This window comes from Hymenobacter gelipurpurascens, from assembly GCF_900187375.1.
GTDB classification, from domain to species: Bacteria; Bacteroidota; Bacteroidia; order Cytophagales; family Hymenobacteraceae; genus Hymenobacter; species Hymenobacter gelipurpurascens.
Genome location: NZ_FYEW01000003.1, coordinates 153,717 through 178,375, shown reverse-complemented (window position 1 = coordinate 178,375; position 24,659 = coordinate 153,717). Strand labels below are relative to the sequence as shown.

The following is a 24,659-nucleotide window of genomic DNA, read 5'->3' as shown; positions in this document are numbered from 1 at the left end:
ACACAAAAACGGTGGCAGCTGAAAGAAAAGAGTGGCCTAGGCCGATTCGCGGTACGATACGGGCGCCGGCGGCGACTTCACCAGCAGTGTCACGCACGGAGCCGTGCGAACTACTACTTCGGCAGTGTTGCCCATCAGGAAGCGCTTCAGGCCGGTGCGGCCGTGCGCCCCAATAACAATCATGTCGGCCGACAGGCGCTTGGCATCGGCCACAATTTCGGTGGCGGCATCGGCGCCCGGCACAATAGCCGTGCTGACCGTAGCGCCGGCCTGCGTGGCGGCCGCATGGTAATGCGCCAACTTCTGAGCCAAATCCAGATCAGAGGGTCCGTTCAGGGTGGGCTGAGGTTCCAGCACGTGCAGAATGCGCAACTCAGCGCCCGTACCTGCCGCCAAAGCCGCCGCGTAGGCCACCAATGGCTCCGTCGCTTCCGAGAAGTCAATAGGACACAAAATGGTGGAAAGAATCATGCGGGGAGATGATGAAGTAATAAGGTGGTAAAGTGGTGAAATAGTGTGTTGGACGTGCTGCTGGTACTGATTGCGCCGCGTAGGCCAGTCAAACAGCAACTCACCACTTCACCACTACCAGATTTGCTCGCCAGTGGCCCGGCGGAGCTGGTACTGGCCTAGCGTATAGTTATAGATGGACTGCAGGCGCGAGAGGCGCGACTGGGCCAGCTGCGTTTCGGCATCCAGCACATCGAGGTTAGAGCCTACGCCATAGCGGTAGCGGGCCTTGGCGCGGGTAAGCGCGTCGGAAGCCTGCGTAATCTGCACCTGCGAGTTGTCGTAGCGGGCAGTGCTGGTCTGCATGTTGTTTACTGCCTGCAACACATCGGCGCGCACTTGCTCCTGGGTGTCCTGCGAGCGGGCCTGAGCACCTTTAATAGCCGATTGGGCCTCCAGGCGCTGCAGCTTGTTGCGGCCAGCATCGTAAATCGGGATGGAGAGCTGTGCGCCGGCTACCGTATTGAAGCGCACGCGCTCCAGATTAGGTACGATATAGCCGTTTTTGCCACCCGCCTGCGCTAATAGGCCTAGCGAAGGTTTATTGCCAACTTCGGCCACCCGCAGCAGCGCCGTGGCGGTCTGCTCGGCATCTTTAGCCAGCTTCACTTCGGGCCGGTTTTCCGAGCCTTTCGCGAGGGCTTCCTGCACGTTCACGGCCTGGGGCTGGTACTCGAAGCGGCCGCGCACAACTGCGGCTTCGCCCTCGGGGCGGTGCAACAGGCGCGCCAGCTGAATTTCCTGGTTACGGAGCTGGTTCTGGAGGTCTATTTTGCGGTCCTGAGCCTGGGCAATGCGCACTTGCGTGGTCGTCACGTCGAATTGCGTGCTCACGCCGCCTTCTACGCGCTTTTCCATTTCGCGCTGGTGCTGGCGCAACGATACAATCTGGGCATCCTGCACCCGAATAGCTTCCCGGGCAAACAGGATGCCGTAGTAAGTTTGCGCGGCGGCGTAGGCCAGGTCGCGGCGGGTTACGTTGATATTGTCGGCGGCTGTGAGGCTGCGGCTGCGGGCTGCTTCAATGGCCGCGTTGGCACGCCCAAAGTCCAGCAGCGTATAGCGCGCCGTTACGTGGCCATCGTAGTTGTTAGCGGGAGCCAGCTGAAACGTTTCGCCCGCCAGCGGAATCTTCACTACGGGGTCAACCCGCGTGAAACTCACCGTACCGTCTACGATGGGGCGCAACGACGTGCGGCTCTGATCGAGGCGGCTTTGCGCCTGGTTTACTTCTTCTTGGAGGGCATTGATGGCCGGGTTGGCATCCAACACCGAGCGGATGGTGGTTTCCAGCGACAAGGAGTCACCACCTGTCGCAGCGGAAATCGGCACCTGAGCGTGTGCAGCACTACCCACCAGCAACCCAAGAGTTACCAGAAATGGTGTAGCGTATTGTGGTCGGGAAAGCATCGTAAAAACAGCTTGTTGGTGCCGCTCCCCTACCTAACCTTGTGCCAAGCCATTAAAAACAGATTAATTTCCAATAAAATCTGCTTCTATTCTCTTTAAACGCAGAAAAATAATTTTTAGTGGCCTAGCATAACCTTGTAGCACACTCACCTGTTTTCCTATTATATCAGGACTTCCTCAAATTTACTCCTGATATATCAGGAAATATTGACTCCCGTGATGCACAACCAAGACGACTCCTTACTGCTTTATCTCAATGATGCCATTGCTACTACGCGCAGTAAGGAGAAGCTTTTTCGCAACATCACGGAGAAGTTGCGGCTGATATTTCCCTTTGATGCCATCACTATCATCACCTTCGATGCCGAACACCAGTACCGCCGGGTATTTCTGCGCGATTATTTAGGCGAGGTTCTTTTGCCCGATGGCGAGTTGCAGAAGCCTGAGCATTCCCCAATCAAAGGCTCTCCGGTTGAAACCTTCATTAAAGAGCCGCACCTGCACCTCTACGATCTGCAGGATATGCTATCGGAGCGCGCAGAATTTCAACCATTTCGCGTGTTACTAGAGCGCGGCATGCGGTACATGGCGGTGGTTCCCCTTCGTACGGGTGGCCAACTGATCGGGCTGATGTCATTGGTGGCCCGGCGCCGGCCAGAGTTTTCCGATAGCGACGCCGATCTACTGGAAAAAATCGGTAGTCTAGTGGCAGTAGCTGTCACAAACACCTTGGCGTTCGAGGATATTGCGCGGCGGGAGCAGCAGAAAACCATGCAGTTGGCGCTCAATAATGCGCTACTAAGTATTAAAGAACGGGGCGAGCTGTTTCGGAGCATTGCAACGGAAATTAACCGCGTGGCTCCCTTCGATTACTTCGGGGTGCGGGTGCGGCAGCCCGACTCGCCGGTTCGCTCCTTCGCCGAGTTCAGCAAGCAGCCTGACGGCACGTTTAGTCCGCTGGATGAGAACCGCTACGACGACCTGCCGCAGTCGGAGAAGAGCAAGTTGGCGGCCATTGAGCTGTTTGCCCATCCCAGCGTGTACGTAGGAGCCGATTTTGAGAATCTGGCCCAGCGCTACGACATCCTGCGTTATATCCGGGAGCAGCGCGGCACCCAGTCGATTTTGTGCACGCCACTTGATGTAGGCAACGAACAAACCGCCGCGCTGATTCTGGCCAGCCATCAGCCCATGGCGTTTACAGCCGCCACCCTGGAGCTGATCCAGAGCCTGGTTCCGCAGATTCGGCTGGCCATCCAAAACGTGTTTGCCTTCGAGCAGATTGACGCCCTGCGCACCCAACTGGAGCGGGAGCGGACCTACCTCATCGACGAAATCAATACCACTGCTGCGGCCCGCCTCGATGACTTTGTGGGCGGCAGCGCCGTGATGCAGCAGGTGTACACCCGCCTAGCCCAGGTAGCTCCCACCGATACCACCGTGCTCATTCAGGGCGAAACCGGAACGGGCAAAGAGCTGGTGGCCCGCGCTCTGCATAATCTTTCACCGCGCGCCGAGCGGGCGCTGATTAAGCTGAACTGCGCTGCGCTGCCCGCTCAACTCATCGAGAGTGAGTTGTTTGGGCATGAGAAAGGCGCCTTTACCGGGGCGCATGATCGGCGCATCGGCAAGTTTGAGCTGGCTGATGGCGGCACCATTTTTCTGGACGAAGTAGGCGAACTGCCCCTGGACTTACAGGCCAAGCTGCTGCGGGTGCTGCAGGAAAAGGAATTCGAGCGCATTGGCGGTCGGCGCGTCATTCAGGCCGATGTGCGCGTAATTGCGGCTACCAACCGAGTGCTGGAAGACGAGGTAGCGGCCGGCCGCTTCCGGGCCGATTTGTATTACCGCCTCAATGTATTTCCCCTGCTGGTGCCCCCGCTCCGAGAGCGGCCCGAAGATATTGAGCCTCTCATGCGCCACTTCCTGGAGCGTTTCACCAAGCAGATGGGCAAGCCCGTACGTGGCCTACGCGAGCGGGATTTGCGCTCTATGCAGCAGTATAGCTGGCCGGGCAATGTGCGCGAGCTGGAACACGTGCTGGAGCAGGCCGTTATCGTGAGCCAGGGCCCGTTTCTGGAGTTTGCGGGGTTCTCGGCCGTGGCACAAGCGGCGCAGGCCAGTCAGGCGACACCGGAAGTGGGTGGGCCCATCAAAACGCTGAAAGACCAGGAGCGCGACCATATTCTGGCGGCCCTGCGGCGCACTGGCGGCCGGGTAAGCGGGCCTACTGGGGCCGCTATCTTGCTCGATATCAATCCCAAGACCCTGGAGGCCCGCATGAAGAAGCTCGGGATTCAGCGCACCATCACGGCGGGGTAAGCGGCACGCCCTAGGCCAGCTTAGTAGTGGCCTAGAGGGTGCCGTTCTTGATTTTGCGTAGTACTTCCTTATATCCTTCGGTTGCCTTGCCTTCTTTTTTGGCTAGCGCTACGGCTTTTTGTTGCGTGGCCTCTGCTTCAGCATGAAGGCGCAGATTATACAGGAGGTGGGCCAGCGTATCGTAGTAGCCGGCTTGCGGGTCAAGCTCGATGGAACGTTGGCTCCAGCGCATGGCTTGCAGGAGGTATGTTGCGCGCTTGGTGCCGGAGATATAGAGCGCCCATGCCCCATTATTCAGGTCGAGGGCGTAGGTGTCAATGGGCTTGGTTCTCGATTCGACCCACACCTTTTTCACCGAAGAATCAGGCAGGGACAAGTTGGGATAGGGCCGGGGGTTCTGGAAGCTGTTCTGCAACGCCCGTCGCATAGCCTGCCGGCGCCGGAGGGTGTCGGCGGGCACGGCCATGTAGTGACGCTCGTAGAAATTCACCAACAACGGCAGGTATCGCGCGGTATCTCGCACACCCTGGTAGTAGCGCATCATGTTCTGGTCAAAGGTGCGCGAGCCATTCAGGTAGTCGGTGCTAGGCCACGTGCCGCGCGCAAAACTAGCGCCTTGCATGGCTAGGTTTTGGTCGCGGCGGGCAATGGCCTCCTGGATGGTGTTGCTGATAATCAGATTGTTGAATGTGATGCGTCGGGCCAAGGGCAGCGTGGCATACATGCTGTCGGTCAGGCGTTTGTTGAAGCGAGCCAGCTTATAGGCGCGGCTATCCACCAGCGGGCCGCATTCGTGCACAAACACCACCTCCAAAAAGTCATCGAAGGCCTTAACTGGCAATTCGCGCACGTAGGCATCGAGCAGGGCGGGCCGGATGGGGGCGCCCACACTCTGGCGCGTCTTGATGTACTGCCGCAGAAATTCTACGCCTCGCTCACCCTGGGCATAGCGCTGTTCCAACTGGCTGAGGTTGTTGGGGCTGGCTAGCTTCTGCCGAAACGTTTCGATGTCGCGGAGGTAGCGCTGGGGATCTTGCGAGCTAGAGTAGCTCCGGTGCAGCACGGTGCCATCGGGGTGGAGGTAGAGATACGTGGGGTACGTATTGACGTAGTAGCGCCGCGAGATGCGCTGTGCCTCGGGGGTACCAAACGGCACTTTTACCAGCAGAAAGTCGCGCTCTAGCTCTTTGGCAACAATGCCATAATCTAGGCCAGTCCCGTAGACTTGGTCTAGCTGGGCTTTGGTGAGGCCTGCCGCCTCTGGCCGCGGGCCCAAGGTCAGAAGCAGAAAAACGGGCTTTTGCTGTTGGCGCGCCCGTTGCAGCACCTGGCCTAGCGAGTCTTTTTCGAAGTGAAGCTGCTGGGCAACTGCCGAGTTAGTCAACAGGCACCATAAAACGGCCACCAGGGGCCAGAAATAACGTTTTTTCATGTTGGCCAAGAGCAATAGAGCAGCGGTAGCATAGTTGTGGGGCGAATGTACACCGCACAGCGAGATAAGCGCCTCTGCACACACTTACTTCCCGAATCTGACATAAGACTTCGGCTTTTATCACCGTGCCCGCAACTTCATCGTAGACAGGCTATCTATTCATCATACTTCCCGACATCATGGCCCAGCCTACCACCACGCCCCAGCATACCGATCCTGCCACCAAGAACCAGGAGAAAAAGAACGAAGAAACCATCAAGGACAAGCCCGATGGTAAAAAGAAGACTACGCAGAAAGGGTAGTCCTATATATTTCAAAAAAGCCCGGTTGCCTATCAGCAGCCGGGCTTTTTTAGTGGCCTAGCGCGTAACCAGGGAGCTAAAAGTAGCGCCACCGGTGTTTTGACCGTACTTTAGAACCGAATGCCAGCTCCTCCCTTCGACCCCACCCACCTCACCCGCGACCATGTGCTGCGCGCCCTGCGCCAGCTAGACCGTGAGGGCCCGCGCATGCCGCTCAGCACCGTCTACGACCTGGTGTATAAGGGCCGGCGCTACGCCCCGCGCACGGTGGCCCGCGCCGCCTGGCGCCTGGCGCTGCATGAGCCCGAAGCCGTCTGGCCATTGGCGGCCGGGGGGCCTACCAACCGCGTGCTGGAGCAGCTCGATTTCACTATTGCCACCAAGCGGCCTACCCTCGAAAACTCCGCACTGGATGGCGACGTAGCGGCCCAGGAAGCCATGCAGGAGCTGTACGCGCCCCAATCAACCAAAGCCCCTACTGGCCCCGACAAAGCAGCTACTGCGGCAGCGGCCGAAACGCTGGCCCAGGAGCCCGCACTGGCCTACGAGCTTCCCGCGCCCGTACCGTACAGCCGCGAGCAGGCCCTACAGGAATTATTTATTACTGAGGATAAGCTGAATGCGGTGCTGGCGGCACTCAACCGCCGCCGCAACGTAGTGCTGCAGGGCCCACCCGGTACGGGCAAAACGTTTCTGGCGCGCCGCCTGGCCTGGCTGCAGCTGGGCCAGACGGATGCCCGCCGCGTGGAGCTGGTGCAGTTCCACCCCAGCTATAGCTACGAGGACTTTGTGCAGGGCTTCCGGCCGAATGCCCACGGCACATTTCAGCTTCAGGAAGGCATACTGCTGGATTTTTGCCGCCGCGCCGCCCAGGAGCCGGAGCGGCCGTATTTTCTGCTGATTGATGAGCTGAACCGCGGCAACCTGAGCCGGATATTTGGGGAGCTGTTGCTGCTCCTGGAAGCCGACAAGCGCGGCCCCGAGCACGCCGTGCGCCTGCCCTACTCCCCCGCCGATGCGCCTCATTTTTACGTGCCGGCCAATGTGCATTTCATCGGGACCATGAACCTGGCCGACCGCAGCCTGGCGCCCCTGGATTATGCCCTGCGTCGCCGCTTTGCGTTCGTGGAGATGGAGCCGGAGTTTGGGCCGCCGCTGCAGGAACTGCTGGCACAGCACGGAGTACCGGCCCAGGTTGTGCAGCGCCTTGTAGCGCGCCTCACGGAGCTTAACCAAGCCATTGCCGATGATCCGGAATTAGGCCCCGAGTTTCGCATCGGCCATAGTTACTTCTGCCAGCCGCCTGCCCAGCCCACCGAGGCAGAACAGTGGCTTACGCTGATTCTGGAACAGGAAATTGCGCCGCTCCTAGATGACTATTGGCTGGATCAGCCCGCAAAAGCCGCCGCCCACAAGAAGAAGCTGCTGCGGAAGTAACGCTGCCTGCTCTGCTTAATCTTATGTGCGGCCGCGGGCCCCCACCCCAACCCCTCCCCTCGGGGAGAGGGGCTCACGTTGGTACCACAATGACTTCCGTAGCTGAATTTGCAATAGTACTCTAAGCCCCTCTCCCCGAAGGGAGGGGCTGGGGTGGGGGCCCACGAGATGGGCTTTCATTGACGTTCTTGTATGTTGTTCTAGGCCAATCCCCGCTCAATGATTCCCATTCAGAACCTCTATTATCTGCTATGCTACGCCTGGAATCGGCTGCCGGAACGTGAGGAGCTGCTGGCGACGGACGCCGCGGCGTTTCATCGGCCGCTGGAGTTGTTGGCGCATGTGCTGCTCACGGGTACGCGGCGCCTGTTGCGCCAGGGATTAGGAATGGCCTACAGCACCCATGAGGAGGAGCTGACGGAAATAAGGGGGCGAGTGCAATTGGCACCCACTGTGGCACGCAACCTGCTGCGCCGGGGCCGGGCCGTGTGTGAGTTTGATGAGCTAGGTCCCGATACGCCCTTCAACCAGCTGCTGCTGGGCACGCTAGGCCACCTCAGCCGCTCGCGCAGCTTGCCCACCACTTTGCGCCAGGAAATTCGTCTGGCTGTGCGGCGCTTTCCGGCCGCAATATCTGCTAGGCCACTCACCTCCGAAAACCTGCGTGCTGTTCGTCGGCTGCGCCCGACCGGAGCCAGCGGGTTTCTGCTGAATGTGTGCGAGCTGATTTACCATAGTGCGCTGCCCGCGCCAAACGCGGAAGGCCCTGCCCGTTTCCGCGACTTCCGGCGCGATGAGGTGCTGATGGCGCGGTTGTTTGAGCAGTTCGTGCGCAACTTCTACCGTCTGGAGCAGCGCCGGTTTCGGGTGCTGTCCGAAACCATTGCCTGGCAGGCCGAAGCCGCAGATGAAGCCGCCATAGGCCTGTTGCCGGCCATGATTACGGACACCACGCTAGAAGCCTCCGACCGCAAAATCATCCTCGACACCAAGTACTACGCTGCCGCGCTGCGCACCCGCTACGATCAGCAAAAGCTGATTTCGCCCCACCTCTACCAGCTCTACGCCTACCTGCAAAACCAGCCCACGCTTCCGGGCCAACAGTTGGAGGGCATTCTGCTGTATCCGGCCGCCGCGCAAACCACCGATCTGCGCTACACCTTGCTAGGCCACCCCGTCCGGGTCGTTACGATTAATCTGGAGCAGCCCTGGGAAGGTATTGCGCAGGATTTGCTGCAGTTGGTGAAGTAACAAAAGCGCTACTTGGCTGGGTAAATCAGCAATACTTCAGCCTGTTTGTTGAAAAAATGCAGCCCACTTACGCCATTTGCGTCGTTTGGTTGCAATTGGCCGGGCTTCTGGCTAAACTTCACCACGCTTTCCTTCTCTATCACCAAACTTACTACCTCTTGAAACGACGCGACTTCGTGGGCCTCACTGGCCTGGCGACCGGGGCGCTGTGGCTGCCTTCTCTTCCAGGCTTCGCCGAATCTACGCCCGTAGATCCGGCCCGCCTGCTCGAAACGGTAGACGCTGCCCTGAATAAACGGATGGCCGATGCGGCCTTGAATGCGGCAAAATCGGCCGGCGCCACCTACGCCGACGTTCGGATCGGACGCTACCTCAACCAAAGCATTTTCACCCGCGAAAAGCAGGTGCAAAACATTGCCAGTGGGGAAAGCTACGGCGCCGGTGTGCGGGTTATTGCCAACGGCACTTGGGGCTTTGCGGCTACCAATATTGTAACCGAAGCCGGCCTAGCCAAAGCTTCCCAGCTGGCTGTGGAAATTGCCAAGGCCAACTCCAAGGTGCAAAAGCAGCCCGTGCAGCTGGCACCCCAAAAGGGCTATGGTGAGGTATCCTGGAAAACGCCTATCCAGCGCAACGCCTTTGAGGTGCCGGTGAAAGAGAAGGTAGAGCTGCTGCTGGCGGCCAACGCCAAGGCCATGGACAACGGCGCCAACTTCGTCAATTCCAGCCTATTCCAGATCAACGAGCAGAAGTACTTTGCCTCTACCGACGGCTCCTACATCGATCAGGATGTGCACCGCATCTGGCCCACGTTCAGCGTAACGGCCATTGATAAGGCCTCGGGCAAGTTCCGCTCCCGCGATGCGCTCAGCTCCCCCATGGGCCTCGGCTACGAGTACCTGACGCCCAAAGCCGAAGACAAAATTGCCGGTCCGCAGGGCACAGGCCTCATCGGCTACAAGCAGAGCTACGATATTCTGGAAGATGCGACTCTGGCGGCGCAGCAGGCCAAAGCCAAGCTTACAGCCAAGAGTGTAACGGCGGGCAAATATGACTTAGTACTCGACCCGAACCACTTGGGCCTGACCATTCACGAATCGGTAGGCCACCCCTTGGAGCTGGACCGCGTGCTGGGCTACGAAGCCAACTATGCTGGCACCTCCTTCGCTACGCTGGAATGGAAAGCCAAGAACATTCCGTATGGCTCGAAGTACGTGAACATTGTGGCCGATAAGCTGCAGCCTGGCTCGCTGGGCGCAGTGGGTTACGACGACGAAGGCGTGAAAACCAAGGAGTGGGACCTCATCAAAGAAGGCAAGCTCGTGGATTACCAGAAGATTCGGGACCAGGCGGCCATCGTCGGGCAGAAAGAATCGGACGGATGCTGCTACGCCGACTCCTGGAGCACGGTGCAGTTCCAGCGCATGCCCAACGTGAGCCTAAAGCCTAGCGCCACCAAAATGAGCGTGGACGAAATGATTAAGGGCGTGGATAAGGGCATCTACATTGCTGGCCGCGGTTCCTTCTCTATTGACCAGCAGCGCTACAATTTCCAGTTCGGCGGTACCGTATTCTACGCCATCGAGAAAGGCAAAATTGCCGGTCAGCTGGAAGATGTGGCCTACCAGGCGAATACACAGGAATTCTGGAACAGCTGCGCCGGTAGCTGCGACCAGTCGGACTACCGCTTGTTCGGCTCCTTCTTCGACGGCAAGGGCCAGCCTTCGCAGGTTTCGGCCGTGAGCCACGGCTCGGCCACCACGCGCTTCAACGCCGTGAACGTCATCAACACCGCCCGCAAGATTAGCTAACCTTCTTCCGCATCAACTCTAGTAATGGCAATACTTTCCAAAGACGAATCCCAGGCCATCCTGAAGAAGGTCCTGAGCTTTAGCACCGCCGATGAGTGCGAGGCAACCCTTACCGGCAATACGGGCGGCAACGTGCGCTCGGCGCGCAATGCCATCAGCACCAGCGGCGGTGTTGATAACGTAGCCTTGGCCGTAGAAGCCCGCTTCGGCAAGCGCAGTGGCGTGGCCACCTGCAACGAGTTTGACGATGCTACCCTGCGCCGGTGCGTGCAGCGGGCCGAAGAAATTGCCCGCCTCGCCCCCGAAAGCCCTGAGTACATGCCCCTGCTCGGCCCCCAGAAATACCTGGAGTCGCCGAAGTCGTTTGCCAAGAGCACGGCCGACATCACGCCCGCATACCGCGCGGAGCAGGTAGGTGCCAGCATGAAAATCTGCGACGAAAAGAAGCTCACATCAGCTGCCTTCCTTAACGACGGGGCTGGGTTTGTGGCCAAGCGCAACAACAAAGGCCTAGAGGCTTACCAGCAGCGCAGTGGCCTAGAGTTCAGCATCACGGTGCGCACGCCCGATGGCACTGGCTCCGGCTATGCTACCGCCGACTACAACGATGCCAGCAAGTTCGACGCAGCCCTGCTGACGCGCATTGCCGCCGATAAAGCCTCCGGCTCGCGCAATGCCAAGGCCCTGGAGCCCGGTAAATACACCGTCATTCTGGAGCCGGCCGCCCTGGTTGCCAATACCGATGCCTCGCTGATGCAGGCCCTGATGGGTGCACTGGACGCCCGCAACGCCGACGAAGGCCGTTCCTTCCTGAGCAAAAAAGGTGGTGGAAACCGCAAAGGCGAAAAGCTCTTTGATGAGCGTGTAACTATCTACTCTGACCCCACCAACCCAGAAATTGCTGACCTCACCTTCTCCGGCGACGGCCGGCCTTTGCAGAAGGTAACCTGGATTGAGAAAGGCGTAGTAAAGAACCTGTACTCTACGCGCTACTGGGCCCAGAAAAACAATATTCCGGACTTGGCGCGCCCCGGTGGCTGGATTATGGAAGGCGGCACCCAAAGCACCGCCGACCTCATCAAAGGCACGGCCCGCGGTATTCTGGTTACGCGCCTGTGGTACATTCGTCCCGTTGACCCCCAGACGCTGCTCTACACCGGCCTGACCCGCGACGGAACGTTCTTCATCGAAAACGGCAAAATCAAGCATCCCGTGAAGAACTTCCGCTTCAACGAGTCGCCGATTATTATGCTCAACAACCTGGAAGCCATCGGTAAGCCGGTGCGGGTAGGTGGCAACCTGGTGCCCCCGCTCAAAATCCGGGACTTCACCTTTACCAGCCTCTCCGACGCGGTGTAGGCCACTGCTTGTCTGTAGTTCCAGGCCCGTGCTGGCTGCTTGTAGCAGTGCTGCGCGGGCCTGGAACCAGGCAGTTGGGCTCTGTAAAGGGCGGAGTATGAGAAGAGCAGATTTACTAGCTGAGTTATTTAGGCAACCGATTCATTACTTACCTGCATGAGAGCACTCTACCCCTACGCTTGCGCGAGTATGCTCACGCTGCTTAGCCTCTCCGCTCAGGCCCAACGGCTAAGCGGCAAGGTGGTAGATGCGGAAACAGGCCTACCGGTGCCCTACGCCAGCGTGTCGGTGCTCCATAGCCGGGTAGGTACTACCAGCAATGCTGAGGGCGAGTTCGAGCTCAGGCAGGCGGTATTACCGGGCAAGCTGGTGGTTTCGGAGCTAAGCCACCGGACCGATACGGTGGCGGTAGCAAGTGCTAGCGCGGTTCTGCAGGTTCGGCTGAAGCCAACGGCGGTGGTGCTTCCGGAGGTGAAGATGGGCAGCTACACGGCTGAGCTGATAAAGAAGGCATACCGCCAGCTAGAACGAACAAATGCGCAGCAAGCCTACAGCGCCGCCTTTTACCGGCAGGTTACACGCCTGGATAATGAGCCGACGGAGATTCAGGAAATGATCTGGCACGCCAAATCAGGCAATACTGGCCTAGCCGGCACGGCCATGGCGCAGGGCCGCTACGCCAAGAAAAAAACGGTGCTGAACTTCAAAAACTTCTCTCTTTACACCAAGAAGAACCAGATCAGCCTGTTCAAGTCCGATACGGCTTTACTGAAAACGCTGCTCGGCCCCAACCCAACGGAGCTGAATACGCTGCGCCTACTTGGCGTAACGCAGGACGGCACGCATCAGCTGGTGGAAATAGGTTTCGCCAAGAAAGCAGCCCCCAATACAGAATATGGAAGCTTGTTGATTGATGAAACCACTCTGCAGGTACTGCGCTACCGCACCGTAACGCAGGCGCTGAATGTAAGAATCAATAACCCAGCTTTTAAGCTCACCAACCAGGCCACTACTCTCGAATGGGTGTTTCGGCCAACCCCGACCGGCGGCGCGGCCTTGCTCGACCATATCAAGGTAGACTACCAAGCCACGCTCCACCGACCGCTAAGGTCCGACATGAAGGTACAGGCTTCGTCCTTCACGCTACTCTACGACGGCCAGACTAAGGCCCCCGCGGATGTAACGTATGCTGCAGCTCAATCAGGCGAGTCTGATTTGCAAGTTATTGAGGCTATGGCCTACAACGCTGCCTTCTGGCAGAATAACTCTGCCGTGAAGCGGACGCCTCTGGAAGAGGCCATCATTAAAGCATTTGAGCAGAAAGGCGCTTTTGGCACCATGCTCACTCCCTAAATCTGAGGCAACGGCCCGCTGTTGCTTTCACCCTCCATTCTCCACTACCTAACCTGTACTCCTTTGAAAAGACGTGATTTTGTGGGCCTGACTGGCCTAGCGACCGGAGCGCTGTGGCTGCCTTCCATTCCGGGTTTCAGCGGAACGCTGGTTGATCCGGCCCAACTGTTAGAGCAAGGTGTGGACGTAGCCGTGAAAAAGCGCCTCGCCGATGCCGCCCTAAACGCCGCCAAAGCTGCCGGCGCCACTTATACCGATGTGCGCATTGGCCGCTACCTAAACCAAGGAATTTTCACCCGCGAAAAGCAGGTGCAGAACATTGCCAGCACGGAAAGCTACGGCGCCGGTATTCGCGTTATTGCCAACGGTACTTGGGGCTTTGCTTCTACCAACATCGTAACCGAGGCAGGCCTAGCCAAGGCCGCCCAGCTGGCTGTGGAAATTGCCAAGGCCAACTCCAAAGTGCAGAAGGAGAAAGTGCAGCTGGCCCCGCAGAAAGGTTACGGTGAAGTTTCCTGGAAGGCACCTATCAAGCAGAACGCCTTTGAGGTACCCATCAAGGACAAAGTGGATTTGCTGCTGGCCGCTAATGCCAAAGCACTGGAAAACGGCGCGAGCTTCGTAAACTCGGTGCTGTTTCAGGTAAACGAGCAGAAGTACTTTGCCTCTACCGATGGCTCCTACATCGACCAGGATATTCACCGCATTTACCCCACGTTTGGCGTGACGGTGGTAGACCGCGCTTCAGGCAAGTTCCGCAGCCGCCAGTCACTCAGCTCGCCGATGGGCCTAGGCTACGAGTACCTGACGCCGAAAGCCGAAGACAAAGTAGCGGGCCCCGCTGGCTCCGGCGTTATCGGCTATAAGAACAGCTACGACATGCTGGAAGATGCCGCCCTGGCTGCTCGCCAAGCAAAAGAAAAGCTCACAGCCAAGAGCGTAACGGCGGGTAAGTACGACCTCATACTCGATCCGCATCACTTGGGCCTGACCATTCACGAGTCCGTAGGCCACCCCTTAGAGCTGGACCGCGTGCTGGGCTACGAGGCCAACTACGCTGGCACTTCCTTCGCGACGCTGGAGTGGAAGGCCAAAGGCCAGCCCTATGGCTCAAAGTACGTGAACATTGTGGCCGACAAACTGCAGCCGGGCTCATTGGGCGCGGTGGGCTACGACGACGAAGGCGTGAAAACCAAGGAGTGGAACCTCATTGAGCAAGGCAAGCTCGTGAACTACGAGAAGATCCGGGACCAGGCCCACATTGTAGGCCAGACCGAGTCGGATGGGTGCTGCTACGCGCAGTCGTGGAGTGATGTGCAGTTTCAGCGCATGCCCAACGTGAGCCTGAAACCCAGCGCCACCAAAATGAGTGTCGATGATCTGGTAAAAGGCGTGGATAAAGGCATTTACATTGCCGGCAACGGTTCCTTCTCCATCGACCAGCAGCGCTACAACTCGCAGTTCGGCGGACAGGTATTCTACGCCATCGAGAAAGGCAAAATCACGGGCATGCTGGAAGATGTGGCCTACCAGACCAACACGCTGGAGTTCTGGAACAGCTGCGCCGGTAGCTGCGACCAGTCGGACTACCGGTTTGCGGGCTTCTTCAACGATGGCAAAGGCCAGCCTTCGCAAAGCTCTGCCGTGAGCCACGGCTCGGCTACCACGCGCTTCAACGCCGTGAACGTCATCAACACGGCCCGCAAGATCAGCTAGGCCACTATCTTAATCGGACCGTCATGCTGAGCTTGCCGAAGCATCTCTACCTCTGTCTAGTCAACTGGCCTAGACCTATTGCACCGAAGCGGTAGAGATGCTTCGACTCCGCTCAGCATGACGTTCTGTTTAAGCACCAAAGCACCAACATATTCGCCCATTCCCACTTCAGATTATCAACTATATGGCGATACTTTCCAAAGACGAATCTCAGGCTATCCTGAAGAAAGTGCTAAGCTTTAGTACTGCTGATGAATGCCAGGCCAACCTGAATGGGCGCACGGTGGGCAACATCCGCTATGCCCGCAACAATGTGAGTACCGCGGGCCTGTCGGATAATATCTCGCTGGTGGTAGAAGCCCGCTTCGGCAAGCGCAGCGGCGTGGCCACTTGCAACCAGTTTGACGATGCCACGCTGCGCCGCTGCGTGCAGCGGGCCGAGGAAATTGCCCGTCTCGCTCCCGAAGACCCGGAGTATATGCCCATGCTGGGGCCGCAGCAGTACCTCACCCCGGTAAGCTACGCCGCCAGCACCGCCGCCATTAAGCCCGACTTCCGGTCGCAGGTGGCCGCCGATAGCATTGGCTTGGCAGTAGGCAAGCAGCTCACTGCCGCTGGCTACCTCGAAGATGGCGCCTACTTCCAGGCCATGCGTAACAACAAGGGTCTGGAGGCCTACCAGCAAAGCACTGGCCTAGACTTCTCCGTGACCGTGCGCACGCCCGATGGAACCGGCTCCGGCTACGCCGTAGCCGACTTCACCGACGTATCGAAGTTCAATGCCAAGACGCTCACGCAGATTGCAGTAGACAAAGCCGCCGGCTCGCGCAACGCCAAGGCCCTGGAACCCGGCAAGTACACCGTCATTCTGGAGCCCGCCGCCCTGGTGTCGGATGAGGGGTTGCTCAACAACCTGATCTACTCCTTCGGGGCCCGCGAGGCTGATGAAGGCCGCTCGTTTTTGAGCAAAAAAGGGGGTGGCAACCGCAAAGGCGAGAAGCTTTTCGACTCACGCATCAGCATCTATTCTGACCCGCTCAATGCCCAGGCGCCGAGCTCCGTGTTCGATGGCGAAGGCCTGCCCGTGAAGCGCATCAACTGGGTGGAAAAGGGTGTGGTGAAAAACCTGTATTACTCCCGCTACTGGGCCGAGAAAAGCAAAGCCGAGCCCACGGCCTTCTCCGGTAACTTCATTATGGAAGGCGGCACCCAGAGCGTGCAGGACTTGATCAAGAGCACCGCAAAAGGCATCTTGGTGACGCGCCTATGGTACATCCGCGACGTGGACCCGCAGACGCTGCTGTTCACGGGCCTCACGCGGGACGGAACATTCTACATCGAAAACGGCAAGATCAAGTTCCCCATCAAGAACTTCCGCTTCAACGAGAGCCCCGTGATTATGCTCAATAACATTGAGGCCATAGGGAAGCCCGTGCGGTTGGGCGGCAACCTGGTGCCCCCGCTCAAAATCCGGGACTTCACCTTCACCAGCCTCTCCGACGCGGTATAAGCAAAACGGACCTTCCGAGCAGCCGCTTGGAAGGTCCGTTTTTATTTCTGACTGGCCTAAGCCACTATTTGCCGAACTGGTAGGCCAGGTAGCCCTGAATTACGCGGTTGCGGAGGCGCGGGTCGTTGGTGCCGCTTAGGTTTCTCACGTCGTTGATATCATTGACGCCGGCATTGAAGCGGGCGCCCAGCAATATGTTGCCCAGTTTGAGGCCGCCGCCAGCGCACAAGCTCAGGTCGCCGCGCTTGTAGCTGCTGTAGGGGCCGTTGCCGGAGGCGGAAAGGCTCACTTCGCCGTTCTGCTCTTTAGTCAGTAGCACACCAAGTTGCGGCCCGGCCTCCACGAACACTGGCCCAATGGTAACTTTGGCCAGAATAGGGAGGTTGAGGTAGTGCAGCTTGGTGTCGTAGTTGCCTAGGGCATCTTTAAAGGAGCTACCCTGCAAGGAATACAGCAGTTCCGGCTGAATGGACACGGGCCCGATAAGCGTGGCATTGTAGAAAATGCCGGCGTGGTAATAGGTCTTGTATTTGGTGGAAGTCGAGCCCAAATCCTGGCCATCGAGCACGGCGGCATTGATGCCGGCCTTGATGCCAAACTGCGCTTGGGCAGTGGTAACCGTCAGTAGCAGAGCCAGTAGGAAAAGCAGGAGTTGTTTCATTGCACAGGTAGCAGTAGAGGGGCGGTTGAACAAGAATTACCTGGAGCTAACGAAAAATGCGTGCGGCGGTATATGTTTGTGCCTCAGGCGGAAAGAGATTTTTATTACGCTTGAGCCTAATTTTTTGGTTTCCGAAGCCACTCTAGGCCACCTTACGGTTCGGTTCCGCGTCCTTTCCCGGTCTCTACTCCTCTTCTGTGCCCGCTTCGTTTACTTTCGTGCGTCTGCAATACCACTCCGGCGACTGGGACGCCGTGGATGAGCGGATGCCCGCCAACCTGCTGCATTCGTTGGTGCAATACACCAAGGTTCCGGTGAACCCCAAGGAAAAAGTAGTGGCGCTGGATTCGCCGGAGCTGTTCCGCTATCCGTTCTGCTACCTCTCGGGGCACCGGCTGGTGCAGTTTTCGGCCGCTGAGCGCAAAAACTTCGAGCAGTACGTGCGCGGCGGCGGCTTTGTATTCGTGGACGACTGCAACCACGACATTGATGGGCTGTTTGCGCGCAGCTTCGAGGAACAGATGCGCGTGTGCTTCGGGGCTTCGGCCCTGAAAAAGCTTCCCAGGACTCACCCCATCTACTCGCAGTTTTTCAAGTTTCCGGAAGGCCCGCCCAACACTGGTTTTGAGCTCAACGGCTGGGGCGACGACCTCGTGCACGACTATCTGAAGGGCATCGAAATCAACGGCCGCCTACGGGTGCTGTACTCCAACAAAGACTATGGCTGCGAGTGGGACTACGACTTCCGCAACAAGCGCTTTCTGGCCGAAGACAACACCAAGTTTGGCGTGAATATTCTGCTCTACGCCCTCACCACCTGATCTAACCGACTCACTTCTTTTCCTTCTGGGCATTCCTCCGCGGGTCTCCGCGAGAACCACCGACCACATGACCGAACAAGACGTAAATAAGCTTCTCGCGAAGCTGCCGCAGCTCAAACAGGAAATTGGAAAAGTGATTGTAGGCCAGCAGGAGGTGCTGGATGAGGTGCTGGTGGCGCTGCTGGCTGGCGGCCATGCCCTACTGGAAGGCGTACCGGGCCTAGCCAAAACCCTGCTGGTACGTACCCTGGCACAAGCCACCGATTTGCCTTTCCGCCGCATCCAGTTCACGCCCGACCTGATGCCCACCGACATTCTGGGTACGGAGGTACTGGAGGAAGACCATGGCACCGGCCACCGCTCCTTCAAGTTCAACGAGGGCCCCATTTTCGCCAGCCTCGTGCTAGCCGACGAAATCAACCGGACACCGCCCAAAACCCAGGCGGCCTTACTGGAGGCCATGCAGGAAGGCCACGTGACATACGCCGGCCAGGAACACGCATTGCCCAAGCCGTTTTTTCTGTTGGCCACCCAGAACCCCATTGAGCAATCGGGCACGTACCCGCTGCCGGAAGCCCAGCTCGACCGGTTCCTGCTCTACGTACGCATCGGCTACCCCACGGAACAGGAGGAAATGGCCGTGCTGAGCGGCACCACCGGCTCGGCACGCCCCGTGGTAAATCCCGTGCTGGGCGGCGAGGATGTGCGGCAGCTGCAACAGCTTACGCGCCAGGTCAGCATCAGCCAGGAGCTGCTGAGCTTCGTGAACCGGTTGGTGCGCGCTACCCGTCCTGCTACTTCTGAGGTGCCCTTTATCAAAGAGTATGGCCGCTGGGGCGCTGGTCCGCGCGCTGGTCAGGCCCTGATTCTGTGTGCTAAGGCTCGGGCATTGTTGCAAGGCCGGTTTGCCGCCACGCTGGAAGATATCCGGACGCTGGCCCCGGCCGTGTTGCGCCACCGCGTGCTGCTCAACTTCAATGCGGAAGCCGAAAACCTAACGCCCGATGATGCCGTGACGGCTCTATTGAAAGCTATTCAGGTGTAAAGTACTACTACGGATATGCTGACTCCTGAACACTTACATGCGCTGCACAACCTGCCGCTGGCTGCTCGCCAAGCGGCCGAAGGGCTGCTGCACGGCCACCACCTGAGTCGGCGCAAGGGTGCGGGCATGGAGTTCAGCCAGTACCGACCCTACCAGCCCGGCGACGACCTGCGACGCCTCGACTGGCGCCTGGCGGCCCGTTCCGACCGCTACTATATTCGCGAATCGGAAGTAGAAACCAGCCTGACGGTGCACTTGGTGCTGGATGCCACCGCTAGCATGAACCACCGTGACGACAACGGCCTCAGCAAGCTCGACTATAGCCGCCTGCTGTGCGCGGCACTGGCCTACGTGGCCACCCAGCAAGGCGATGCCGTAGCCCTGACCATTCTGCACCCGAGTGGCCTACAGCACCTACCGCCCCGTGCCGATGCCCGCCAGCTCTCCCGTCTGTATCATGCCCTGGAAAATGTGCAGGCCGCTGGCAAGTTTCCGGATACGACCACCCTGGCTCCACTCACGGCGCGCCGCCAGCCGGCGTTGCTGATCTGCGTGAGTGATTTGTATGAGGAAGATGAGGAAATTGGGCGACTCCTGACGCGCCTGCGGGCGGCGGGCGGCGAGGTGCTGATATTGCACCTGCTGGCCCGTAACGAGGTCGAATTCACCTACCGCGGCGCCGTAACCTTCGAGGACCTCGAGACTGGCCACACCCTGCAGCTCGATGCCGACCAGCAGCGCCAAGCGTGGCAACAGCAGATGCAGGACTGGCTCCGCACTACGGCCTCCCAGGCCCGCCGCCAGGGTTTCGATTATTACCAGATGAATACTGCTGCCCCCTTAGACCAGGCCATGCGGGAGTTTCTGCGGCTGCGCACGAAGATGGTCTGAGTTTGCTATTAAACCACCTGCTTATTTCTTACTACTACTCTCTCTCCAGAACTTAGAATGAAGAATATTCTATGGGTTTTATTGCTGAGTCTGGCGGTACAGGCCCGGGGCCAGGCGCCGGTCCGTCGGGCAGCGTTGGGTCTGCCGCTTGATAGCGTTACGCACCGGGTTTCGTACCACGGCACTCTGCTGGTGCCGGGTGTGCCGGCTGCGGAGCTGTATGGGCGCGCGCAGGAATGGGTAGCGCGCGAGTTTGAAGATTCGCGGCAGGTGCTTCACCTTACCGACCCCGCCCGAGGCGTCCTGATTGGGCGAGCCATGACGATGGCCCACGGCCCCCTGGTAGAAAACGCCTCGCCCCGCGACTTTCAACTAAGCTTCTTGTTCTGCCTGCGCTTCACCGATGGCCGCTGCACCTATGAGTTTACGGACCTGAGCTACCCGAGCAACTTGGTTACGAGTGCTACTTCTAGCAGTTCCGGCGGACAGGTTGCCGACGCTCTGGCCGAGTGGACCAACAAGAACCTGAACTCCCGCATAAGTACGGCAGAAGCGCAAACAGCGCGCGCCCGAATTGAACCTGATCTGGAATCCGATACAAACTATGACAGCAAAGGCCGTCCGCGCCCGCGGCTCCTGCGCGACGTCAGGGGCATTGATACGGCCATGCGTGCGGTCTTGGCATCCTTCAGCCAAACCACTGCCACCAAACCCTAGAGCTAGCCGAACCCGAACTCAACAAGTTGGATTTCTTAAGCCGGATTCCGGGGTTCTCGGCAACGGCAGCAGCTCATTCGGTGTCTGTGGGTTTGGCTGACTGGTCTATTAGTATCTAGTAGCCCTTAATGCCATAGAAAATTCAGCTTGCCTTATCAGCTAGGCCACCTTCGGTCTTTTCACTTCTTACGCCTTACAGCTTGCCCGCTTTCTACTTCCAACACCCAACCGCCGGATTGCTGGCCCTGCTAGGGCTGGCTGTGCCGGTGGCTATTTACCTCTGGAACCGGAAGCCAGGGCGGGTGGTGCAGGTGGGCAGCTTACGGTGGCTGGAAGCCGCCGCCAACCGCCGCCTGCGCAGTCTCAAGCCCGAAGGCCTGTTGCTGCTGCTGGTTCGGGTGGCCATTCTGAGCCTGCTGGCGGTGGCCTTGGCGGGCCCGAGCTGGCTAGGCCAGGTGCCTCCCCGGCGCGGCCAGATTCTGCTGAGTTCGGAAGCATCAGCCGAGGCATTGCGCAGCCTGCGCCCTACGCTGGATTCCCTGCTGCGCCGTGGCTATGAGTTGCGGGAATTGAAGGCCGGCCTGCCGCTGGTTGCACCTGATTCTCAGAACACGTGGCTTACCGGGCAACGCTCTGAGCCCGCAACCTTCTCCGGCGCATCTATAGGCCAGGCTGCCGATAACAGGTGGACGCAGTTGCAGCAAGCCGCCGACTCTTTCCCCCATCGGCCTTTGGTGGTGGTGGCGCCACTTTCGTTGCGCCGTTTTCAGGGCACACGCCCTATGCTGCCCGCTGCGGTACGCTGGCTCCCCACCCCCGCTACCCCAGACTCGGTGGTGCAGCTGGTGGCCGCCTGGCAGCCCCGCCCCGATAGTCTTTTACTGCTGATGGCCTACAGCACCGAAACCGGCGTCAGCTTTCGGCGCGTGCGGCTAGGCCACCCGGCGCCCGGTGCAGTGTTGCGCGTGCTACCTGCACCAGACAAGGTGCGCTATCAGGTGGTGGCCGGCAAAGCGGAGTTGGAAGTAAAAACCGCAACTTCTACCACAACCATTCCGGTACAAACTGCCCAATCGCGCCTCTGGATCAGTTATGATGCGGAACATACCGCTGATGCGCGAGTGCTGAGTGCTGCTCTAAAAGCGGCAGGTTCTGTAGCCCCTGTTCCGCCCCAGGTAACGGCCACCACAGCCCTGCCCGCTGAGGCTGATTCTTTGACAGGTCTGTTCTGGCTGCGGTCGGCTCCGGTACCGGCTGGCTGGCAGCGGCGCGTGCGCCGAGGGCTTCGGGTGTGGCAGGAAGCGGCGGGCCCCGGAACTCCTGCGGCCACCAGCGTTTCCTTCTCGGCCAGCGCTCCGGTACGCATCCTGCGCCACGATACGCTGGGGGTGCTGCCAGCTGGTTGGGTGTTGTGGCGGGATGCGCAGGGTGGCCCATTGCTCTCTGTTCAACAACAAGGCCAGGGCCGACTTTATCAACTCCATACCCGCCTCACGCAGCCCTGGAGTGAGCTAGCCGATTCCCCGGAGCTACCCGCGCAGTTGCTGCCTTACCTGTGGCCTACAGTAGAATTAGAATCTGGCGTGGCTGATTTACGAGTACTCGACCCGGGCCAAGTAGTTGTTCAGCGCCCTGGTTCTTCCTCAACGCCCGATTCCGTCGGCACCAAAAAAACCTCCGTACTTGCCTCCTCTTCTGACCGGGGCTTGGTGCGTGACTACACGCCCTGGCTGGTGCTGGCGGCTGGGGCACTGTTTGGGCTGGAGCGCTGGCTGGCGGCTCGGCGTAGTGCTCATTCTTTACCCGTGTCTGCATGAACGCCGTAGCTACTTTCCCAGCCGCTGAAGCTCCTGCCTTGCTCCGCGACCTCCGCCGCAGTTGGGTAACGCGGCGCGCCCTAGCCCTGCTCCTGCCAACTAGTGCTGCCCTACTTGCCCTCGGGTTGGTCGCTACCTACTGGCCTAGCCTCCGCTGGCTGGCTATAAGTGGCCTAGCCCTGGTTTTGGGTTGGATGGTCTGGAAGCTGTTTCGCCTGTTCCAAACCGATGTAGCAGCCCTCACCCGCCACCTCGACCGCCAGTTCCCGGAACTGGAAGATAGCACGGGCCTGCTCCTGCACCCTTCTTCTGAGGAGCTTACCCTATTGGCTGGTTTTCAGCAGCAACGCGTAGCCAACCGCCTGCACACCCTGCACGCCACCACCGAGGCGCCGCTGCTACCCGTGAGCTTTCAGCGGCCGGCACTGTTGGCGGCTGGTTTGCTGCTGGTGGCGGCTGGTATCTGGTGGTTTCGGCCAGCGGCGCGGGCTGCCGCTGTGGCCGCGCCCGCGTTGCAGCTCCACTTTGAAGAAACTCCTGCTGCTCCGGGCCAGCCAGTGCCGGCGCGAGTCTTGGACACCCGCATCCGGGTGACGCCCCCAGCCTACACACGCAGGGTGGCCTACGCGGCCGCCCAGCCCTCCTTCCAATGCCCACAGGGTAGCCGGGTGCGGTGGGAAGTGCGCGTGAATCATGCAGCCGATGCGCCGCCCGTGCTGGAACTGGGGGCGCGGCGTGTACCGTTGCAAGCCGTAGCGGGCAGGCCTACGGAGTTCTTTACAGAGCTGATCGTTCAGACTTCCGTCTTGTACCGGATCCGTTTTGCCGGCCGCCCTTCCGATGATTATGCCATTGAGGTGCAGCCAGATCAGGTTCCGGTGCTCCGCATTGTTTCGCCGAAGGCCTACACGCTGGTAGAATTTGGTCGCCCGCCGCAAGTAGCCGTGGAGGTAGATGCCCGCGACGATTACGGCCTGACCCGCGCCCGCCTGGTGGCTACCGTAGCCCAGGGCCAGGGCGAAGCCGTGAAATTCAAGGAGGTCGTCACGGACCTCAGCAGTGGCCTAGCGGGGCAGCCCACCCAGGCTACCCTGCGCCATCAGCTTCGGCTGCCCGCCCTCGGCCTCACCTACGGCGACGAGGTATATTTCTACGTGCAGGCCTGGGATAATCAGCAGCACATGACGCGCTCCGACACCTACCTCGTGCAGTGGGAAGACACTACCGTGCAGGAAAGCACCTTGGATGTGTCGCTGGGTGTGAAAACGGCCCCGGCCTACTTCCGCAGTCAGCGCCAGATTATTATCGACACGGAAAAGCTACTGGCCGAACAGTCGCGCCTTTCGGCCGCCACTTTGCTGGAGCGGAGCAACGCCATTGGCTTCGACCAGAAAATACTGCGCATGCGCTATGGCAAGTTTCTGGGCGAAGAAGCCGAAGGCAACATCGGCGAAACGGCGCACGCCCCCGCGGCGGAGCCAGAGGAAGACCCCGGAATGGGTTCGGTAGTAGCTGAAGACCACGTCACACCGGACAAGCCCGCCACAACCGAAGAACACCACGACCAGGACGGGCACGACCATGCGCCAGCCCCCAGCAATCCCAACGCAACGGCTGGCGAAGCCCGCACTGCCGAGCTAATGGAGCCGTACATCCACCGCCACGACGACTCCGAAACCGCCGACTTTCTGGAGCCTGCCGTGAAGGCCAAGCTGCAAGCCGTGCTGGCCCAAATGTGGGACGCCGAGCTGCGCCTGCGCACGGGCCGCCCCAAAGAAGCCTTGCCCTACGAGTACCGGGCGTTGCGTTTGCTCAAGCAGGTGCAGCAGCAAACCAGGGCCTATGTGAAGAAAGCCGGTTTTACCCCGCCCCCGATGCCGGAAGCCACCACCCGCCTCACCGGCGAGCTAAAGGGCGCCGGCGCGCCCCGCCGTCAGGAACAGCTAGCGACGCCAGCCACTCAGCCGGCCGTACGCGAAGCGCTGCGTATCCTGGGGCAGCTCCGCGTAGGCCAGTCGGTGGGGCCGGGCGCGGCGGCAGCGCTGGACCTAGCCGGCGGGGAGCTGGCCCGGGCCGCTTTGCAACAGCCGGGCCACTACCTGGCAGCGCTGCGTGCTGTGCGTCAAACCAGCTCGGCGCTGCGAGCGAAGCGGGCGTTGCCCTTAGCAGCGTTGCCAGTAGCCGAGCGGGCCCTTACGGATTTGCTTCCTCCCTCTCCCCCAGCTCCTCAGCGCCCGGTCGGCACTAGTCGGTTGGCCCGCCGCTATTTTCAGGAACTCAGCCGATAAGCCTTC

At 59.6% G+C, this 24,659-nt stretch carries 19 protein-coding genes; 15 read left to right on the top strand and 4 right to left on the bottom strand.

Features of this window, described 5'->3' with window-relative positions; genetic code table 11:
- Nucleotides 1-36: 36 nt before the first annotated feature.
- Nucleotides 37-471, bottom strand: coding sequence for a universal stress protein (locus CFT68_RS19045; protein WP_088845272.1), 435 nt, complete (start codon nucleotides 469-471; stop codon nucleotides 37-39).
- Between the two features lie 114 nt (nucleotides 472-585).
- Entirely contained in the window at nucleotides 586-1,920 is a 1,335-nt protein-coding gene (locus tag CFT68_RS19040; protein WP_088845271.1) for a TolC family protein, read from the bottom strand.
- 219 nt (nucleotides 1,921-2,139) lie between these two features.
- On the opposite strand from CFT68_RS19040, the gene CFT68_RS19035 reads away from it, so the two are divergent.
- Nucleotides 2,140-4,242 carry a sigma 54-interacting transcriptional regulator gene (locus tag CFT68_RS19035; RefSeq protein WP_088845270.1) on the top strand — a complete coding sequence of 701 codons (2,103 nt, stop codon included), beginning with the start codon at nucleotides 2,140-2,142 and terminating at the stop codon, nucleotides 4,240-4,242.
- Between the two features lie 31 nt (nucleotides 4,243-4,273).
- On the opposite strand, the gene CFT68_RS19030 is transcribed toward CFT68_RS19035, so the two are convergent.
- Complete coding sequence (locus CFT68_RS19030) at nucleotides 4,274-5,674, bottom strand: hypothetical protein (RefSeq protein ID WP_141106626.1); 1,401 nt, start codon at nucleotides 5,672-5,674, stop codon at nucleotides 4,274-4,276.
- Between the two features lie 179 nt (nucleotides 5,675-5,853).
- Between CFT68_RS19030 and CFT68_RS22280 the strand changes: the two genes are divergently transcribed.
- The 8 genes from CFT68_RS22280 to CFT68_RS18995 all read left to right on the top strand — a co-directional run bounded on the left by CFT68_RS22280 (nucleotide 5,854) and on the right by CFT68_RS18995 (nucleotide 16,413).
- The gene (locus tag CFT68_RS22280; RefSeq protein ID WP_262490722.1) at nucleotides 5,854-5,976 is read left to right on the top strand and encodes a hypothetical protein; all 123 of its coding nucleotides are present in this window, start codon (nucleotides 5,854-5,856) and stop codon (nucleotides 5,974-5,976) included.
- A gap of 120 nt (nucleotides 5,977-6,096) precedes the next feature.
- Nucleotides 6,097-7,413 (top strand): AAA family ATPase, encoded by a 1,317-nt coding sequence (locus CFT68_RS19025; RefSeq protein WP_088845268.1) that lies wholly within the window; start codon nucleotides 6,097-6,099, stop codon nucleotides 7,411-7,413.
- Between the two features lie 219 nt (nucleotides 7,414-7,632).
- Entirely contained in the window at nucleotides 7,633-8,664 is a 1,032-nt protein-coding gene (locus tag CFT68_RS19020; RefSeq protein WP_088845267.1) for a 5-methylcytosine restriction system specificity protein McrC, read from the top strand.
- 158 nt (nucleotides 8,665-8,822) lie between these two features.
- Entirely contained in the window at nucleotides 8,823-10,475 is a 1,653-nt protein-coding gene (locus CFT68_RS19015) for a TldD/PmbA family protein (RefSeq protein ID WP_088845266.1), read from the top strand.
- A gap of 24 nt (nucleotides 10,476-10,499) precedes the next feature.
- Nucleotides 10,500-11,834 carry a TldD/PmbA family protein gene (locus CFT68_RS19010; protein ID WP_088845265.1) on the top strand — a complete coding sequence of 445 codons (1,335 nt, stop codon included), beginning with the start codon at nucleotides 10,500-10,502 and terminating at the stop codon, nucleotides 11,832-11,834.
- A gap of 156 nt (nucleotides 11,835-11,990) precedes the next feature.
- Nucleotides 11,991-13,187 (top strand): carboxypeptidase-like regulatory domain-containing protein, encoded by a 1,197-nt coding sequence (locus CFT68_RS19005; protein WP_088845264.1) that lies wholly within the window; start codon nucleotides 11,991-11,993, stop codon nucleotides 13,185-13,187.
- A gap of 63 nt (nucleotides 13,188-13,250) precedes the next feature.
- A complete protein-coding gene (locus CFT68_RS19000; protein ID WP_088845263.1) occupies nucleotides 13,251-14,903 on the top strand; it encodes a TldD/PmbA family protein in 1,653 nt (550 codons plus the stop codon).
- A 184-nt stretch (nucleotides 14,904-15,087) separates the two neighbouring features.
- A complete protein-coding gene (locus CFT68_RS18995; RefSeq protein WP_088845262.1) occupies nucleotides 15,088-16,413 on the top strand; it encodes a TldD/PmbA family protein in 1,326 nt (441 codons plus the stop codon).
- 64 nt (nucleotides 16,414-16,477) lie between these two features.
- Here CFT68_RS18995 and CFT68_RS18990 read toward each other — a convergent pair whose 3' ends face one another.
- A complete protein-coding gene (locus CFT68_RS18990) occupies nucleotides 16,478-17,074 on the bottom strand; it encodes a porin family protein (RefSeq protein ID WP_088845261.1) in 597 nt (198 codons plus the stop codon).
- Nucleotides 17,075-17,271: 197 nt separating this feature from the next.
- Here CFT68_RS18990 and CFT68_RS18985 point away from each other — a divergent pair, with 197 nt between their 5' ends.
- The 6 genes from CFT68_RS18985 to CFT68_RS18960 all read left to right on the top strand — a co-directional run bounded on the left by CFT68_RS18985 (nucleotide 17,272) and on the right by CFT68_RS18960 (nucleotide 24,653).
- Nucleotides 17,272-17,895, top strand: a complete 624-nt coding sequence (locus CFT68_RS18985) for a DUF4159 domain-containing protein (protein ID WP_088845260.1) — start codon at nucleotides 17,272-17,274, stop codon at nucleotides 17,893-17,895.
- A gap of 67 nt (nucleotides 17,896-17,962) precedes the next feature.
- A complete protein-coding gene (locus CFT68_RS18980) occupies nucleotides 17,963-18,940 on the top strand; it encodes an AAA family ATPase (protein ID WP_088845259.1) in 978 nt (325 codons plus the stop codon).
- Between the two features lie 15 nt (nucleotides 18,941-18,955).
- On the top strand, nucleotides 18,956-19,831 hold the full coding sequence (locus CFT68_RS18975) for a DUF58 domain-containing protein (protein WP_088845258.1): 876 nt from the start codon (nucleotides 18,956-18,958) through the stop codon (nucleotides 19,829-19,831).
- A gap of 57 nt (nucleotides 19,832-19,888) precedes the next feature.
- Entirely contained in the window at nucleotides 19,889-20,548 is a 660-nt protein-coding gene (locus tag CFT68_RS18970; protein ID WP_088845257.1) for a DUF4468 domain-containing protein, read from the top strand.
- Nucleotides 20,549-20,748: 200 nt separating this feature from the next.
- Nucleotides 20,749-22,365, top strand: coding sequence for a BatA domain-containing protein (locus CFT68_RS18965; protein WP_170934863.1), 1,617 nt, complete (start codon nucleotides 20,749-20,751; stop codon nucleotides 22,363-22,365).
- Nucleotides 22,362-24,653 carry a hypothetical protein gene (locus CFT68_RS18960; RefSeq protein WP_088845255.1) on the top strand — a complete coding sequence of 764 codons (2,292 nt, stop codon included), beginning with the start codon at nucleotides 22,362-22,364 and terminating at the stop codon, nucleotides 24,651-24,653. The genes CFT68_RS18965 and CFT68_RS18960 overlap by 4 nt, the downstream gene beginning before the upstream one ends.
- The last annotated feature ends 6 nt before the right edge of the window (nucleotides 24,654-24,659 follow it).

Coding starts and splice junctions, on each gene's coding strand:
- CFT68_RS18990 (WP_088845261.1), bottom strand. CDS start 17,074: ATGAAACAACTCCTGCTTTTCCTACTGGCTCTGCTACTGACGGTTACC.
- CFT68_RS19020 (WP_088845267.1), top strand. CDS start 7,633: ATGATTCCCATTCAGAACCTCTATTATCTGCTATGCTACGCCTGGAAT.
- CFT68_RS19035 (WP_088845270.1), top strand. CDS start 2,140: ATGCACAACCAAGACGACTCCTTACTGCTTTATCTCAATGATGCCATT.
- CFT68_RS19010 (WP_088845265.1), top strand. CDS start 10,500: ATGGCAATACTTTCCAAAGACGAATCCCAGGCCATCCTGAAGAAGGTC.
- CFT68_RS19045 (WP_088845272.1), bottom strand. CDS start 471: ATGATTCTTTCCACCATTTTGTGTCCTATTGACTTCTCGGAAGCGACG.
- CFT68_RS22280 (WP_262490722.1), top strand. CDS start 5,854: ATGGCCCAGCCTACCACCACGCCCCAGCATACCGATCCTGCCACCAAG.
- CFT68_RS19030 (WP_141106626.1), bottom strand. CDS start 5,674: ATGAAAAAACGTTATTTCTGGCCCCTGGTGGCCGTTTTATGGTGCCTG.
- CFT68_RS19040 (WP_088845271.1), bottom strand. CDS start 1,920: ATGCTTTCCCGACCACAATACGCTACACCATTTCTGGTAACTCTTGGG.
- CFT68_RS18960 (WP_088845255.1), top strand. CDS start 22,362: ATGAACGCCGTAGCTACTTTCCCAGCCGCTGAAGCTCCTGCCTTGCTC.
- CFT68_RS19025 (WP_088845268.1), top strand. CDS start 6,097: ATGCCAGCTCCTCCCTTCGACCCCACCCACCTCACCCGCGACCATGTG.
- CFT68_RS18975 (WP_088845258.1), top strand. CDS start 18,956: ATGCTGACTCCTGAACACTTACATGCGCTGCACAACCTGCCGCTGGCT.
- CFT68_RS19005 (WP_088845264.1), top strand. CDS start 11,991: ATGAGAGCACTCTACCCCTACGCTTGCGCGAGTATGCTCACGCTGCTT.
- CFT68_RS18970 (WP_088845257.1), top strand. CDS start 19,889: ATGAAGAATATTCTATGGGTTTTATTGCTGAGTCTGGCGGTACAGGCC.
- CFT68_RS18980 (WP_088845259.1), top strand. CDS start 17,963: ATGACCGAACAAGACGTAAATAAGCTTCTCGCGAAGCTGCCGCAGCTC.
- CFT68_RS18995 (WP_088845262.1), top strand. CDS start 15,088: ATGGCGATACTTTCCAAAGACGAATCTCAGGCTATCCTGAAGAAAGTG.